General features: G+C 38.9%; 14 protein-coding genes and 1 pseudogene. 4 read left to right on the top strand and 11 right to left on the bottom strand.

The genetic code is table 11. The annotated features are described in order from the left end of the window. Positions 1–363: 363 nt before the first annotated feature. Positions 364–1,635 (top strand): ergothioneine biosynthesis protein EgtB, encoded by a 1,272-nt coding sequence (egtB, locus tag GQR39_RS05305; protein ID WP_165735000.1) that lies wholly within the window; start codon positions 364–366, stop codon positions 1,633–1,635. Then, the gene (gene egtD, locus GQR39_RS05300) at positions 1,632–2,606 is read left to right on the top strand and encodes an L-histidine N(alpha)-methyltransferase (protein WP_165721558.1); all 975 of its coding nucleotides are present in this window, start codon (positions 1,632–1,634) and stop codon (positions 2,604–2,606) included. Before egtB ends, egtD begins: the two co-directional genes overlap by 4 nt. Positions 2,607–2,885: 279 nt before the next feature. Here the strand turns inward: egtD and GQR39_RS05295 are convergent, their stop codons facing one another. The 6 genes and pseudogenes from GQR39_RS05295 to pxpB all read right to left on the bottom strand — a co-directional run bounded on the left by GQR39_RS05295 (position 2,886) and on the right by pxpB (position 7,959). Next, entirely contained in the window at positions 2,886–3,773 is an 888-nt protein-coding gene (locus GQR39_RS05295; RefSeq protein WP_165734999.1) for a PhzF family phenazine biosynthesis protein, read from the bottom strand. Next, complete coding sequence (asnB, locus tag GQR39_RS05290) at positions 3,757–5,430, bottom strand: asparagine synthase B (RefSeq protein WP_010552851.1); 1,674 nt, start codon at positions 5,428–5,430, stop codon at positions 3,757–3,759. The genes GQR39_RS05295 and asnB overlap by 17 nt, the downstream gene beginning before the upstream one ends. A gap of 153 nt (positions 5,431–5,583) precedes the next feature. Next, complete coding sequence (gene pcp, locus GQR39_RS05285; RefSeq protein ID WP_165734998.1) at positions 5,584–6,252, bottom strand: pyroglutamyl-peptidase I; 669 nt, start codon at positions 6,250–6,252, stop codon at positions 5,584–5,586. Then, positions 6,245–6,352, bottom strand: a pseudogene (locus tag GQR39_RS20450) (DUF979 family protein); the annotation flags it as partial. The gene pcp and the pseudogene GQR39_RS20450, both read right to left, overlap by 8 nt. Before the next feature lie 22 nt (positions 6,353–6,374). Next, a complete protein-coding gene (locus GQR39_RS05275) occupies positions 6,375–7,301 on the bottom strand; it encodes a biotin-dependent carboxyltransferase family protein (protein WP_165734997.1) in 927 nt (308 codons plus the stop codon). After that, positions 7,294–7,959 (bottom strand): 5-oxoprolinase subunit PxpB, encoded by a 666-nt coding sequence (pxpB, locus tag GQR39_RS05270; RefSeq protein ID WP_101162951.1) that lies wholly within the window; start codon positions 7,957–7,959, stop codon positions 7,294–7,296. Before pxpB ends, GQR39_RS05275 begins: the two co-directional genes overlap by 8 nt. Positions 7,960–8,215: 256 nt before the next feature. Between pxpB and msrA the strand changes: the two genes are divergently transcribed. Both msrA and GQR39_RS05260 read left to right on the top strand, forming a co-directional pair. Next, entirely contained in the window at positions 8,216–9,505 is a 1,290-nt protein-coding gene (gene msrA, locus GQR39_RS05265) for a peptide-methionine (S)-S-oxide reductase MsrA (RefSeq protein ID WP_165734996.1), read from the top strand. A 134-nt stretch (positions 9,506–9,639) separates the two neighbouring features. Continuing rightward, positions 9,640–10,416, top strand: a complete 777-nt coding sequence (locus GQR39_RS05260) for an amino acid ABC transporter substrate-binding protein (RefSeq protein WP_165734995.1) — start codon at positions 9,640–9,642, stop codon at positions 10,414–10,416. Between the two features lie 740 nt (positions 10,417–11,156). Here GQR39_RS05260 and GQR39_RS05255 read toward each other — a convergent pair. From GQR39_RS05255 to GQR39_RS05235, 5 genes are all read right to left on the bottom strand, one after another. Beyond that, on the bottom strand, positions 11,157–12,038 hold the full coding sequence (locus GQR39_RS05255) for a LysR family transcriptional regulator (RefSeq protein ID WP_024590165.1): 882 nt from the start codon (positions 12,036–12,038) through the stop codon (positions 11,157–11,159). A 344-nt stretch (positions 12,039–12,382) separates the two neighbouring features. After that, positions 12,383–13,039, bottom strand: coding sequence for a CoA transferase subunit B (locus GQR39_RS05250; protein WP_007376577.1), 657 nt, complete (start codon positions 13,037–13,039; stop codon positions 12,383–12,385). 14 nt (positions 13,040–13,053) lie between these two features. Continuing rightward, positions 13,054–13,752 carry a CoA transferase subunit A gene (locus GQR39_RS05245; RefSeq protein ID WP_007580250.1) on the bottom strand — a complete coding sequence of 233 codons (699 nt, stop codon included), beginning with the start codon at positions 13,750–13,752 and terminating at the stop codon, positions 13,054–13,056. Between the two features lie 63 nt (positions 13,753–13,815). Further along, positions 13,816–14,712 carry a hydroxymethylglutaryl-CoA lyase gene (locus GQR39_RS05240; RefSeq protein ID WP_165734994.1) on the bottom strand — a complete coding sequence of 299 codons (897 nt, stop codon included), beginning with the start codon at positions 14,710–14,712 and terminating at the stop codon, positions 13,816–13,818. Further along, positions 14,712–16,760 carry an acetyl/propionyl/methylcrotonyl-CoA carboxylase subunit alpha gene (locus GQR39_RS05235; protein WP_165734993.1) on the bottom strand — a complete coding sequence of 683 codons (2,049 nt, stop codon included), beginning with the start codon at positions 16,758–16,760 and terminating at the stop codon, positions 14,712–14,714. Before GQR39_RS05235 ends, GQR39_RS05240 begins: the two co-directional genes overlap by 1 nt. Between the last annotated feature and the right edge of the window lie 4 nt (positions 16,761–16,764).

The following is a 16,764-nucleotide window of genomic DNA, read 5'->3' as shown; positions in this document are numbered from 1 at the left end:
GCTGATAAGCATCTTTAATCAAGTTGTAATATGAATATGATTTAACACAACATTAGGGCATGTTGAATTTTGGCGATTGAATTTACAGTAGTATGTTTGGTTTTTAGGCAAGGCAGAGCCTATGTAGTGTGGTCATTCCCCATAAATAGGCGATAACGCAGCATAAATACCAAACATACACTGCCCTTTGGGTTCTTTCTAGGGACGATTAACTCTTTGTTACTCGGTTTTTACTTAGCCCACTAGGTTACAAACCTCGTGCCGCGATTTAATCGCCCCTAAATTGAACAAATTTCAATCCAAAAAGCTCAGCATGCCCTAAGCTATATTTTATAAATAGATAGGCAAAGGATTAATACTATTATGCGTGAATGCGCTTTAAACAATACCAATCAAAACGAACTTGTTAAACGCTTTTGCAGCGTTAGAGACGAAAGCCTGGCTATTATCGAGGTACTCACTGTAGAAGATTGCCAATTACAAGCTATGGCAGATACCAGCCCAAGCAAATGGCATTTAGCGCACACCACGTGGTTTTTTGAAACGTTTTTACTTAGTGTTTACTGTAAACAGTACACTGTGTTTAACTCTCACTACCGAATGCTTTTTAATTCTTACTACAATGGGATTGGAGAGCAATTTAAACGGGCAAACCGAGGTAGTTTATCTAGACCTAGTTTAGATGAAGTTTTAGCTTATAGAGAGCATGTAGATAGCTGTGTGGTTGAATTACTTAAAACTGAAGTTAGTCCACAAATTAAAGATATTATTGAACTTGGGTTACACCACGAGCAACAGCATCAAGAACTAATGCTTATGGACATCAAATATAACTTTTCAGTAAATCCGTTATTTCCGCAATATAAAACATCGCCTTTAAACAGCCAAAACAAATCAGCAGATATTAAGCCTCTCAATTTTATAAATTTTGAGCAAGGTATTATTAATATAGGTACAAATGCCGACGATGAATTTGCATATGATAACGAGCGCCCCAAACACCAAGTATTAATTCATTCATTTAACTTTGCTAATAGATTGGTCACTAATGGGGAGTATTTAGACTTTATAAATGCAGGTGGATACAGCAATCCACAGTATTGGTTAAGTGACGGTTGGGCAAATATACAAAACAACGCTCTAACGCAACCATTATATTGGCATTGTATAGATAACGAGTGGTTTGAGTTTACACACTATGGATTAGAGCCTCTCAATTTAAATGCCCCGATCTGTCATGTTAGTTATTTTGAGGCCAGTGCCTATGCTAATTTTGTAAAGGCTCGCTTGCCTACAGAGTTCGAATGGGAATATGCAGCTAAAAATACACCTTCAACAGAGATTAATAATCACTACCTAACACCACAGCAAGCAAAAGGTGATGCTGAAATAAATCAGTTAACTGATTCGTGTTGGCAATGGACGAACAGTGCATATTTACCATACCCCGGTTTTAAGCCTATTGAAGGAATAGCAGGGGAATACAATGGTAAATTTATGAATAACCAAATGGTGTTACGTGGTGGGTGTGTGTTTACCCCTCAAAACCATTTACGACAAACATACCGTAATTTTTATTACCCGCATCAAGCGTGGATGTGCAGCGGGATAAGACTAGCTAAGGATATAGTATGAGCCAAGTAACAGCGATTAAGCAAAGCAACATAACCGACACTGAATTTCTAAACGACGTGATAAGCGGATTAACTCAACAACAAAAAACGCTTCCGTGTAAATATTTTTATGATGATAAAGGCGCTGCATTATTTGAGCAAATAACAGCCTTACAAGAGTATTATGTTACACGTACTGAGCTTTCTATATTAGAGCAACACTCAAAGTCGATTGCTCAAATGCTACCTGAAAACCTCTCTATTATAGAGCCCGGCTGTGGCTCGGGTAAAAAGGTAGCCTATTTATTAGCGCATATGGCAAACGTTAAAACCTTTGTACCGTTTGAAATATCTGAGGAGATGCTCAGTTATTCACTTGCACATTTGTCACCATTATTTCCAGATTTGGCAATTTCGCCATTATTAGGAGACTTTACACATAGCCAAATGGTCAAACAGCTAACCAAAGACACCGCTTTAGACAGTCAAACTAATTTGGTGTACTTTCCGGGCTCTACTCTTGGTAATTTTGCCCCAGTTAAAGCCATAGAAATTATGAATAATTTCCATCGCTTATGCGGTGTAAATGGTTATGTATTAATTGGGGTTGATTTAGTAAAAGAGCGCCAAGTGTTACTTGATGCATATAACGATAAGGCGGGAGTTACCGCTGCTTTTAATAAAAATTTACTACAACGTATTAATAACGAGCTAAACGGCACATTTAATATAGATAACTTTAGCCACGAGTCACGCTTTAACGAGCAACATAGCCGTATCGAAATGCATTTAGTAAGTAATCGTACTCAAAGCGTGATTATAAATGATCAGCAAATAGACTTTATAGAAGGCGAAAGTATCCATACAGAAAACTCTCACAAGTACACGCTCGAGTCGTTTAAGCAGCTTGCAGCGCAAGCTAATTTAAAGTTAGAGCAAACATGGCAAGACGATAGTAACTATTTTGCTCTGTGTTTATTAAGGCCGCTTTAAACGTTACTTAAGTTTAGGGCGTGTTGATCTTTGATAGTTGAATTTGCAGCAATATGTTTGGTTTTTAGGCAAGGCAGAGCCTATGAAGTGTGGTTATTCCACATAAATAGGCAATAACGCAGCATAAATGCCAAACATGTGCTGCCCTTCGGGTTCTGCCTAGGGGCGATAAACTCTTTGTTGCTCGATTTTTACTTAGCCCACTAGGTTACAAACCTCGCGCCGCGATTTAATCGCCCCTAGATTGAACAAATTTCAATTCGCAAAGATCAACACGCCCTAGTAAATGACAACTTGGGCATTGTTAAACTCATAGTTTAGCAATGCGCCATTATTTGACTGCTGTACAAGCATAGCTTTATTTAAACCGTGTAGTCTAAATAGCAGGGGTGCAATAACAGATACCGCAGAGCCTGTAGCACTGTCTTCATTTACACCAAACTGGGGTGCAAAGTATCTAAAATGCGCTATAGCATTTATTTTTTCTATATTTTTTATACTAAGCGCTATAACAGCATTTTTATGGAGTTTATTCAACGCGTTAAAATCAACGTGTAAGCTTTTTAAATCGTCTTTTTCAACTTCTTTATCGAATTCTTTAATAAAGAATTTATTAAATTCTTTATTAAATAATACAACCGTATAACCGTTTTTGTCGCCGGTACTGTAGGCTGCTTTTATTGCTGATGAAAACACACTTTTTAACTCACCTATAGCTAACTCACTTTTTTTTGGCTCTATGCTTTTTAGTAACAGCTGAGCGCGTTGTTTTTTTACTCTTATAGTAAAGCGCTCATTACTCATTGAAGTAAATACTTCAGGGCAATAACCCAAATGGGCTATTAAAAAATTAGCGGCTGCTAAAGTACCATGTCCACAGCGTTTAATTTCACTCGTTTGATTAAACCAGCGAATTTTACAATGGCGTTTAGTTATCTCATTTTGATTTAAAAATACGGTAGCAGGGTAAGTTGATTGTGATGCAATATATTGCATTGTTTTTGAAGTTAACCCATTTTTATAAATAACAATTAAAGCACTTGAGCCTTTTAAGTTATGTGCAGGGCTATAAAAAACAGATTCGGTGGAAGTGAACTCTATAAAGCGAAGCGTAAGCCATTTAGGCTTACGCTTCGCTAAACAAAGAGTATTAACCTTTGCTTGCATATGCGTCGTTATGAACGCCTGCAGCACGACCTGATGGATCAGCATTGTTTTGGAACGATGCGTCCCATGCAAGTGCTTCAGGAGTCGAACACGCTACCGATTTACCATGCGGTACACATTTAGCTGATGCATCACCAGGGAAATGCGATTCAAAAATAGTACGGTAGTAGTAAGCTTCTTTTGAATCTGGCGTATTAATAGGGTATTTAAACTTTGCATTTGCAAGCTCTTGATCGCTTACTTGCTCGTTTACAAACTCTTTTAACGTATCAATCCAGCTGTAACCAACACCATCTGAAAACTGCTCTTTTTGGCGCCATAGCACTTCATCAGGTAAGTAACCTTCAAAACCTTCACGTAAAATGTGTTTTTCAATTTTTCCATCTTTACACATTTTAGCTTCAGGGTTGATACGCATAGCAACATCAACAAATTCTTTATCAAGAAACGGTACACGTGCTTCTACGCCCCATGCCGCCATTGATTTATTAGCACGTAAACAGTCAAACATATGCAGTTTTGATACTTTACGGTTTAGCTCTTCATGAAACTCTTGTGCGTTAGGGGCTTTATGGAAGTATAAGTAACCACCAAATAGCTCATCAGCACCTTCGCCAGATAACACCATTTTAATGCCCATCGCTTTAATTTGGCGAGCCATTAAGTACATAGGTGTAGAGGCACGAATCGTTGTTACATCGTACGTTTCAATGTGGTAAATCACTTCACGCAGTGCATCAATACCTTCTTGAATCGTAAAAATAATAGGGTGGTGAATAGTACCAATCATGTCAGCTACTTTTTGTGCAGCCGCTAAATCAGGTGAGCCTTCAAGACCTACTGAAAAAGAATGCAGCTTAGGCCACCATGCGTCGCTTTCGTCGTTATCTTCAATACGTTTTGCAGCAAAGCGCTGGGTAATAGCAGAGATAACCGATGAATCTAAACCACCAGAAAGTAATACACCGTAAGGCACGTCACACATTAGCTGGCGTTTAACGGCCGCTTCTAATGCATCTTTAACGTCTTGCGCTTCTGCGCTGTTATCTTTAACTGCATCAAATGTTTCCCAATCACGTTTGTAATAAGGCGTCATTTTGCCATCTTTACTGTACAGGTAATGCCCTGGTGGAAATTCTTCAATATGCTTACAAATTGGAGAAAGTGCTTTTAGCTCAGAAGCAACGTAAAAGTTACCGTGCTCGTCGTGACCGGTATAAAGCGGGATAATACCAATATGGTCACGGCCAATTAAGTAAGCGTCATTTTCTTCGTCGTATAAACAAAATGCAAAAATGCCGTTTAGGTCATCTAAAAAGTCCGGCCCTTTTTGTTTATAAAGCGCTAAAATAACTTCACAGTCTGATTGAGTTTGAAAAGTAAAATCAACGTCTAGCTCTGCTGCAAGTTCTTTATGATTATAAATCTCGCCGTTAACCGCTAAAATATTTGTTTTTTCAGGATTGTATAAAGGCTGTGCACCGCTTGATACACCAACAATAGCTAAACGCTCATGCACTAAAATAGCTTTTTCGGATGCATATACACCAGACCAATCTGGGCCACGGTGTCTAAGCAGCTTTGACATTTCAATTGCTTGGGTACGCAATTGAGTGGGATCAGATTTAATATCTAATACCCCAAAAATTGAACACATAGTAACTCCTCATTCCTATTATGTGTGCAGCAGAGCCAATTTGCTGTGCTGCGAAACCTTGTTTTATCAGAAAAAATTACTCAAGTCACATAGCTTTTACAATTAATTAAGAATAATTTATGCACCAAGCTAGATGTAATTGCACCAAAGTGGTTAATGCGTGGTTCCTGCTGCCATTTTTACGTCGCTATTATTGTTCAAAGCTTGTGCAATCATAACTCTCAGGGCATTAATAACGGTTTCTTCGCTCATGCTTGGTGCGCCATTGTGGTGCACAGCTTGGCTTGGTAAATAAGGAATATGCACAAAGCCACCTTTCATTACAGCGCAGTGATCATTTATGTAATGCATAAGACCATACATAACGTGATTACACACATACGTACCTGCTGTATTGGAAATGGCAGCAGGTATATTGCTGTTGTGCAATGCTTGTAACATGCGCTTTATTGGTAAGTTTGTGAAATAGGCATCAGGGCCATTTTTTTCTATTGGTGTATCGATAGGCTGCTTACCTGCATTGTCTTTAATGCGTGCATCGTCAACGTTTATTGCAATACGCTCAATTGATATTTCGCTGCGCCCACCAGCTTGGCCTATACATAAAACAACCGCCGGATTGTGCGACTCAATGGCGTTTATAAGCTGACTGATAGACGTATTAAATTCACAGGCAAGTTCTAGTGTGCATATTTTGTGTTTCATGATGATAGTTTCATCAAGTTTTTGCACTGCTTGCCAAGAAGGGTTTATAGCTTCGCCACCAAAAGGAGCAAAGCCAGTTATTAATACACACGGCATAGTAGAAGTTGATTTAGTCATTAAACACCAAGCTATACATTAAAATAATATTAACGGCGAGTAAGGTAACGGCCGTCGGAATTTGAACCTTTATTACATGGTACCTATTTTTTAAATCTAGGGCGTGTTGATTCTAGAATATTTTATAGGTTATTTTTAAGTGCAAGGCTCAATTGATGTAGGTGCCCGTCAAGTTTCTGCTTCGCCTTTGCTGCTTCTTCAAACGTTACATATTTAAACTCAACAGTATCTAAAGGTCTAAATTGTGCAAATTGATGTAAGTCGGCTTCAATTACAGTCCCTAAAAGCGGATAGCCCCCGGTTGTTTGACCATCGTTAAGTAGCACGATAGGTTCACCATTCGGTGGCAGTTGAATACTCCCAGGACTCACCCCTAGTGATGGCAAAGAGTGCGAATGTGCCAAATTATTTTTATGCTCAAGCCTTACGCCCATTCGGTTGCTGTTACTACTAACTTTAAATGGGGTAGATACAAAGTTGTTAAGTAAAGGCTCGCCTAACAAATTAGCATGAGGACTTGGGTGCAGTCGTATAAGCTTGCGCTGGGCGGGAGCAATTGCGCCTACTTTTATAAACTCTCCATAATAAGGAGTAATAGGTATTTCATCACCAGTGGCGAGAGCTCTACCTTCAATACCACCAAAACATGCGTTTAAATCTGTAGATTTAGAGCCCATAACTTCAGTATTTTGTATACCGTCTTTCACTGATAAATAAGCTCTTAAGCCGGCTCTACCAGTAGCAAAGCTCAGTACTTGTTTGTTTTTTACTGCATATGTCCAACCAGGATAAATTGCTTGTCCATCAAGGGTTGCTTGCAAATCTGCACCATGAAGCGCAATTACTGTGTCGCAGGTGAATTCCAGCTCGCACAAACCAACGGTTATTTCTAAAACGGCATCATTGTCGTTATTGTTAAGTAATCTATTAGCAATTATTTGTGCAAAGGGGTCTAAGCTACCCGCTTTGCTTACACCTAGATGGCGGTAGCCATCACGGCCAAAATCTTGAATGGTAAGTAATACACCACTTTTAAGTACTTTAATCATGAGTTGCTCCTTTATTAACTAGCGGAACAAATTCAAGCGTATCGCCTGGTTGAATTAAACAAGGTTGCTCAGAGGTCGAATCAAACAAAGCAGTATCTGTATGACCTATTATGTGCCAACCACCAGGGGTATCTGCGGGGTAAATTCCGGTTTGTGCAGCACCTATCGCAACAGAGCCTTTAGGAACTTTAATGCGTGGCTCATCACGCCTTGGCGTATGTAATTGCTCATCTAAGCCATGTAGGTAAGCAAAACCGGGCTGAAAGCCTAAAAATAAAACGTGGTACTTGGTTTTACTATGAATATTAATAACCTCATCAGCGCTTAAATTGTGATAACGAGCCACGTAATTAATATCCTCACCCTTGTATATGGTTTTGATTAAGTGATGTTGCCCTTTAAAAGTACTCGTTTTAATATCATTCCACAGCGAAGGTAGCACTTGTAACCACTTATTTAAGTGTTTATCTGATTTTAAATAGAGAGTGAGCGAGTTCATGGCTGGCACCAAATCGGTAAATTCATCAGTGCATTTACAGTGGCTGGTTAAAGCCCAAATTTTCTTTTGAATAGAGAGTCTATCTGTAGCGTCTAAATGCGATGCATCAAGTAGTAAACTACTGTTTGTTAATGCATAAATATGGGGAGCTGGCTTCATTAAATAAACCTATTTGTACAACATAATTTAAACGTAACACAGTTTTATTAATTTATTTACACCATTGCGACTAAGTGGTTATGTTTAGTGTTTATTTACCCAGCTTACTTTAAGAGTTTTTTTATATTCAATTAATCGTATTTAACTTATTGAGGACTAAAACTTAATACATTTCGTACTAAATAAGTAATTAGGTTGAAATGAAAATTAAGATAAGGAGGTCTTAATTAGCACGCACTTGTTTATGAGGTACTTTATGAAACACCAGCATTTATTATATTTATCAGGCGCTGCTATTATATTTAGCGCAGGCAGCTTTGCTTTATCTATGGAAAAGGTAGAACACAGTAATGTAGAAGCCACCATGCATGTAGAAACCATTGTACTGGGGTCTGGTTGTTTTTGGGGAGCCGAAAAACGCTACGAAGCGCTTAATGGCGTTATTGATGCTGAGTCGGGTTATGCTGACGGTAATGGGTTTAAAGCAACGTACAGAAATATTACTGATCAGTCTCGTCGTTTTGACGAGAACAATTATGCTGAAGTTGTGCAAGTTATGTATAACAGCAATATAATTTCAGCAGAAGATCTCTTAAAAAACTATTTTGAAAGTCACGATCCTACGCAAAAAAATCGCCAAGGTAACGACATCGGTACGCAATATCGTTCAATTGTATTAACGACTACTGATGTACAAGCTAAAGTAGCTGAGCAAGTTAAATCGCAATATCAGCAGCTTTTAACTGATGCGAGCTACGGCAAAATCGAAACGGTTATTAAACCACTTGCAGGTTTTGTATCTGCAGAAGAATATCATCAAAATTATCTAGAAAAGAACCCTAATGGCTATTGTCCCGATCACTCTACCGGTGTTGTTTTTAATAAAACACCCGTAGAAAAAGCAGACAACAGTGCTCTAATCGCAGGTAAGCAAATAGTGGTACTTGATTCTCGTGATTACTGCCCGTACTGTGACAAATTTAAAAAAGCAGTCGCAAATGATTACAAAGGCACAATACCTATGACATTTCGCCATGCTGACCAACTTAATGATTTAACTATTAAGTCAGCCACGTGGGCAACGCCGACTATTTTGTTTTTAGAAAATGGCGTTGAGGTATATGGCCGTCAAGGCTATGCAACACCTGAAGAGTTTTATAAAGCATTAGGCGCTTTTAAATTAGGTAACAGTGATGCTTATAAAGTTGCATTCGATGCACGAACAGACAGACCTTATTGTAAAGAGTACAAAGAGTTTAAAAATACACCTGATGGTACTTTTGTTGATAAATTAAGTGGAGAGCCACTATTTGATACAAGCGATAGGTTTAACTCCGGTACTGGTTGGTTGTCGTTTAAGCACCCAGTAAAAAGTAGTGTAACGCAGCATGACGATAGCAGCTGGGGAATAACACGTATTGAGCTTCGCTCTAAAAGTACAGGCATACACTTAGGGCATTTATTCCCTGGAGAAGGCCCTAGAGGCACAGACCGCTACTGTATAAACGCAACAGTACTCGATTTTGTACCAAGAGATAAAAGTTAAACCTTTTACTTTGTAAAGCCTGATTTTAATCAGGCTTTTTTTTGCATAAAATAAAATAGATTTATCATATATTTTGCGAACTTGTTAAAATTAAAGTGTTCAGCTACACATTAATAATATTACTTAGGTCATAAATGAATCAATTTATAAAAATAACAGCGCAGTTAATGTATTTGCCTTTAGCTTTATTAATTTTTATAACTGATGCTAAGTCGGCAACGAACTATGTCGTCGGCGTAGAGAATATAGAGTATTTACCTTACTTTGATGGTAGTGGAACAAATGATGCAGACTATTATGGCTTCAGTGAAGAGTTGCTCACTTTATTTGCACTGCAGTACGATTTTGAATTTGAGTTTTACACACTGCCTATTAACCGGCTGTACAAAGAATTTGTAGAGCATCACCATGTTGATTTTAAATACCCAGATAATCCACAATGGAAACCAAGTTATAAAGCTTCCTTTGGTGATTTAAATGAAATTATTTATTCGCAGCCAACCGTTGTGACTAAAACGGGTATTGCGAGTTTAAATAAAAATATCACTATTGATGAATGCGTTAGTTTTGCAACGGTGAGAGGGTTTATGCCTCAAAGCTTTAAACCATTAATGAACAACGAAAACGTTGAGTTAATCGAAACCGCTAATGTAATGGAATTGATAGAGATGCTTTTAAGAGAGCGAGTGGAGTGTATTTACATATCTAACGATGTATTAAACTATAATATCGTTAAATACTTTAAATTAACCCGACCCGTTTATTTTCAAAACGAATTGCCGGTAGATTTACAAGCCTTTTTATTATCGTCGATTGACTACCCTGACGTGATTAAGAAATTTGATACATTCTTGCTTTCACATAAAGTGCAAATACAGGAACTGAAAAAAGAATATCAAATAAAAAATTAACTTAAAAAGCCCCGTAAGTTATAACTTACGGGGCTTTTTAAAAGGTATTAACCTCTATATAACTATATTATGTATGTGCTTAATAATAAAAACAGTTCAAGCCAAGTCACCACCTAACTTGAACTGCTTTTCACACTGACAACATCTTCACACACAATATAAAGATTCTGTTTGCTACGCTTAAGTAGCCTTGTATTAAATATCATGTGGTTTGAGCCAAGAATAAAAACAGTTCAAGCTAAGTCACCACCTAACTTGAACCGCTTTTCACACTGACAACATCTTCACACACAATATAAAGATTCTGTTTGCTACACTTTCGTAGTCTTGTATTACTTATCATGTGGTTTGAGCCAAGAATAAAAACAGTTCAAGCTAAGTCACCACCTAACTTGAACCGCTTTTTCACACTGACAACATCTTCACACACAATATAAAGATTTTTTACTGCTACTTATGAGTTACTAAAACTCAAAAGGTTGCATTTGTTACTCTTAAAAACAATTTAATGTAAGTTGTTTTGAGTTGATGGAGTAACTTTAATATTTAACTTTATTTTCGACAAACGATAAAAATGAAACCAACGAGTGAAAAAAACTAAACTATAGACTTTAGTCTAATGCGTAACGTTAAGCTTATGTATTTAAGTAAAAATATTATTCAAAAATTGAAATTAGATTTAAGCGAACTATTAATACAACCCGTAATTAGGTGTATTAATAAACCCGCCTAATAAAGAATTATTCTTGGATTTTTCTAAATGTATTTACAACCCACTTCGCAAATAAATCAAGCGGGTGATTAGGCGTGCTTGATTCGTGCTGCACTAAATAGTATTTATCTTTAGTTGTTAAAGGCTGCTCGAATAATTTGTACAGCCATTGCTCATCTAACCAGCTTTGACTAATAGGCAGTGGAATAAGCGCAATGCCCATGCCTTGCTGCGCTGCACGCGCTACACCAAACATGCTATCTATTTGAATAATCTGCGAAGGAGAAAAGTCATCAATACCCGCTTTTTCGGCCCACTGGTGCCATGCCCAAGGGCGAGCTTTGTGGAGGATGAGGGGAACTTGGTTAAGCGCTTGACGATGATCGTCCCTCCATTGATCGAGCAATTTTTTATTACATGCAGGAATATATTCAAGGTTAAACAACTCTGTTGCTAATCCTTCAGTAGGTTTACCAGAGGACAATACAATAGATAAATCGCTATGACGCGTTAACTCTTTGCGCGTCTTGAGCGTGTCCATTTGCAGGTTTATATTAGGGTGCTCTGACGTCCACTCACTTAATTTAGGCATGAGTAGCTCGCTGGCAAAAAACTCAGGTAACGTAATCGTCAAATTTGTATTTTGCTGCATCTGGCTAAACTCGTTAATGGTGCCCTCTAACATTGTGATGATAGGAGACACTGCATCAAAAAAGTTTTTACCCGCTGTGGTTAAGCTGATTGAACGCGTTTTACGTTGAAAAAGTTCAATACCAAGTTGTTCTTCAAGTTGTTTTATTTGATGGCTCACCGCAGACGGCGTTAAGTACAGCTCATTAGCTGCATGCTTAAAACTTAGGCTTCTTGCGGCAAAGCAAAAAGAGCGAAGGCCACGAATAGGAGTTTGCATGTTTTCCAGAATTATTTAATTTATTGAGACGCCTTACTTAGGCAAAATTTGAACCAACTATTTAATATATAAATATCAGTAGGTTAAAAATAAATTTAACGCTAGTTCACAAAAAAGGTGCAGACTATCCACAAAATAGTGCAAAGAATCTAAGCGCTTACATTTAATTTATATTTGTATTATAGATAAAATTTACTACAGATGTATGAATGACGGTAAAAATAATGGCAAAAGATAAAAAAAATCCCTCGTGAGAGGGATTTTGGGTAACTCAGCGCCATTGGCACTGGGAATGAGGTCGGTACAGGGTAAAGCGTTATTTTAAGTTAACTTATTAAAAGTTACTAAAAAACCATTTCTGGTACTTCACCGTCAACAAGTAATTTACCTGCTGTTTTACTAATGATTTCATCAACAGATACGCCCGGAGCGCGTTCTAATAGATGAAATGCGCCGTCTTTAACTTCTAGTACGGCTAAATCTGTTACTATTTTTTTTACGCAATTAACGCCAGTAAGCGGTAAAGAGCAGGCTTCTAATAGTTTAGAGTCACCATGCTTACTTGCATGGGTCATAGTAACAATAATGTTTTTCGCACCAGCGACTAAATCCATCGCGCCACCCATGCCTTTAATCAGCTTTTTAGGGATCATCCACGATGCGATGTTGCCGTTCTGGTCAACTTCAAATGCACCCAGAACAGTTAAGTCTACATGACCACCCCGTATCATGGCAAAACTATCTGCACTATTAAATATGGCTGCACCTTTAGCTGCTGTCACGGTTTCTTTACCCGCGTTAATCATATCGGCATCTAGCTCTGCTTTAGTAGGGTATGGACCCATGCCTAAAAGGCCATTTTCGGACTGTAACATAACTTCAATATCATCCGGTACATAGTTTGCGACGAGTGTCGGAATTCCTATGCCCAAATTTACGTAGTAACCATCTTGTAGTTCTTGTGCAACGCGCATTGCAACTTGTTCACGTGATAATGCCATAATTATGCTCCTGCTTAATCTCGTGTTGTTACACGTTCAATGCGTTTTTCAAAGTTGCCTTTAATAACGCGATTTACAAAAATACCCGGGGTATGAATTTGGCTTGGTTCAAGCTCGCCCGGCTCTACAATTTCTTCTACTTCGGCAACGGTAATTTTACCAGCCGTTGCTGCCATTGGATTAAAGTTCATGGCGGTGTGTCTAAACACTAAATTACCGTATCGATCGGCTTTCCATGCTTTTACTATGGCAAATTCACCTGTTATAGACTCTTCTAAAATATACGGGCGACCATTAAATTCTTTTACGTCTTTACCCTCAGCCACAGGAGTACCGTAACCGGTAGCTGTGTAAAACGCAGGTATACCGGCGCCACCAGCACGCATTTTTTCAGCAAGTGTACCTTGAGGTGTAAGCTCTACGTCAATTTCACCACTTAATAACTGCTGCTCGAATAGGGCGTTTTCGCCAACGTACGAGGCAATTACTTTTTTAATTTGTTTGTCTTGTAATAAAATACCTAAACCAAAGTCATCAACACCACAGTTATTAGATACTACAGTTAAGTTTTTTGTTTGCATGTGCTTAATTTGTTTAATTAAGCCCTCTGGAATACCACATAAACCAAAACCACCGGCAATAATAGTATCGCCGTCTTTTAATCCTTCCATTGCAGCTTCGTAGCTATAAACTACCTTATCAAAACCGGCCATGAGTCTCTCCTCATTGTGTGCTATTTGTTGTTAACTATCTCGAATCATCATTTTATAAGATAGCTATTTAGTGTGCAGTGCCACAGATACTTTGCTCACAGGTTGCTTACCAAGTACTTTGGTTATCTCCCAGCCAGCCTCACTTAACCTTTGTAAATCAATTCCGTGTTCAATGCCAAGCCCTTGCAGTAAGTAAACTACATCTTCGGTGGCAACATTTCCTGACGCTCCTTTAGCATAAGGACAGCCACCAAGGCCTGCAACTGCCGCGTCAACCGTTGCTATACCTAGGCTTAAGGCTGCGTAAATATTTGTAAGCGCTTGCCCGTAAGTATCATGAAAATGCACGGCAAGTTTGGTTTTATTAATGTGCGTTAAAAGTAACTCGATTAATTGCGTTACTTTTTTAGCGGTGCCAACACCAATGGTATCGCCAAGGCTTACTTCGTAACATCCTAAATCTATTAGCTTTTGCGATACACTCAGTACTGCTTGTGGGTCAATTTCACCCTCATAAGGGCAACCTAGCACACAGCTTACATAACCACGTACGCGAATATTATTAGCTTTAGCAAACGCCATTACTTCGCTAAAGCGTTCAATACTCTCATCTATTGAGCAGTTTATGTTTTTTTGACAAAACGACTCACTTGCAGCGGTAAATATAGCAAACTCTTTAATGCCGACAGCGTGCGCTGCTTGTGCACCTTTTAAGTTAGGTGTAAGGGCACTTAAATTTACATCGGGTAAATTAAGGGCTGATATTACATCCGCTGAGTCTGCCATTTGTGGCACCCATTTTGGGGAGACAAACGCGCCTGCTTCAATATTTTTTAAACCTGCAGCACTTAGGGCGTTAATAAGCGCTACTTTATCGGCTGTGCTTACTGTTTTTTCGTTTTGTAGGCCGTCTCGCGCGCCAACTTCAACAATACGTACTTTACTTGGAAAGGCACTCATTATGCACCTTCCTCTGTTGTATCTTCTACTATAGCAAGCAGAGCACCATGCGTTACTAATTCGCCTTCACCAAAACAATAGCTTTTTAAAATGCCGTCGTGTGGTGCGTTAAGCGTGTATTCCATTTTCATAGCTTCGATAATAACAACCGCATCGCCTTTGGTAATTGTGCTACCAATGTCGATTAAGTGCTTAACTACCGTGCCATTAAGCGGCGCGGCAAGTGGCAAAGCTTCGTTTTCGTGCGAACTAATATAATGTTTATCAACTAGTTCAAGCTTAGTTTGCAGTGCTTTATTCATAACAGTGACAATATTGCCAACAGTACTATTGCCAACAGTACTATTGCCAACAGTACTATTGCCAACAGTATTATTACCTACCGTAGTTACGTGCGCGCTATGTTTTTCACCATTAATAAATACAGTGCAAAGACCACTATTTAATGTGCCTTGTAGGTTAAATACACGCTCGTTATGCGTAATACTATAGCCCGCTGTGGTTTTTATAGCGCTTAGCTGTAAATCAGCAAAAGGGACTTTAATTACTTGTGGTGCATTGAGTGTAAAACCACTCAGTTGTTGCCACGGACTTGTGCTGCTTGGCGCATTTTGGGTATTAGTTAACGATTCTAAATATGCAAAAGCCCCTATAAGTTGACTTGATTGCAATAACGATTTATCAACAGCAACTAACGAGTCACCTTGCTCTGCAATAAAGTGCGTACTTGGCGCACCTTGTTTAAACGTAGGATGGCTTGCTAAATTATGTAAAAAGCCAATGTTAGTGCTAAAACCTGCTAAATGAAATTGCTCAAGAGCGTGTTGTAAACGGCTCAGTGCTTGTTCGCGATTGTCGTCGTGCACAATAAGTTTTGCAATCATCGGATCGTAAAACGGGCTAATTTCGTCGCCTTGTGCAATGCCTGTATCAATGCGTACAAATTCACTGTTAAGCGGTGTGTGTAGTGCTTCAATAGTGCCCGAGCACGGGATGAAGTCGTTAGCTGGATCTTCTGCGTATATACGCGCTTCAAAGCTATGACCCTGCAATTGAATATCACTTTGTGTCAGTGGCAGTGTTTGCCCACCCGCAATATTAATTTGCCAATTGACTAAATCTACACCGGTTACCATTTCGGTCACTGGGTGTTCTACTTGAAGGCGCGTATTCATTTCCATAAAGAAAAATTCATCGCCACACAGTAAAAACTCAACCGTACCTGCGCCTCTATAATTTATAGCCAGTGCACAACGTACAGCCGCTTCGCCCATTTCTTTACGTAGTGCGTCAGATAAACCCGGAGCAGGGGCTTCTTCAATTACTTTTTGATGACGACGTTGCAAAGAACAATCACGATCGCCTAAATAAACACAGTTACCGTAGTTATCTGCAAATACTTGCACTTCAACATGGCGAGGTTGGTTTACATAGCGCTCTAATAACACTAAGTCGTTACCAAAACCGGCAATCGCTTCACGTTGCGCACCTTGTAGTGCGCTCATAAAGTCTTTTGCTTTTTGTACAACGCGCATGCCTTTACCACCGCCGCCAAAGGCAGCTTTAATTAGTACAGGGTAGCCAATTTTTTCAGCTTCACTTTGTAAAAAAACAGGGTCTTGTTTATCACCATAATAACCAGGTACTAATGGCACATTAGCAGCTGCCATTATTTCTTTAGCGCGGGTTTTAGACCCCATTGCTTCAATGCTACTTGCTGGTGGTCCTATAAAAGCAATGTTATTAGCTTCGCAGGCTTTAGCAAATTCGCTGTTCTCAGATAAAAAACCATAGCCTGGGTGAATACAATCAGCGCCGCAATCTTTGGCAACTTGCAAAATTTTGTCTGCTACTAAATACGAGTCTTTACTTGGCGCAGCACCAATATGGTAAGCCTCGTCGGCCATTTTTACGTGCCCGGCATGTTTGTCTGCATCAGAATAAACCGCGACCGTGGTTAAGCCCATTTGTTTTGCACTGCGCATTACTCGGCACGCAATTTCTCCACGATTGGCAATCAGTATTTTTTGTAATCGTTGTGTGTTCATAATT

Source organism: Pseudoalteromonas sp. C8 (assembly GCF_011378685.1).
Classification (GTDB): Bacteria; Pseudomonadota; Gammaproteobacteria; order Enterobacterales; family Alteromonadaceae; genus Pseudoalteromonas; species Pseudoalteromonas arctica.
This window is presented reverse-complemented; position numbering and strand designations above follow the sequence as displayed.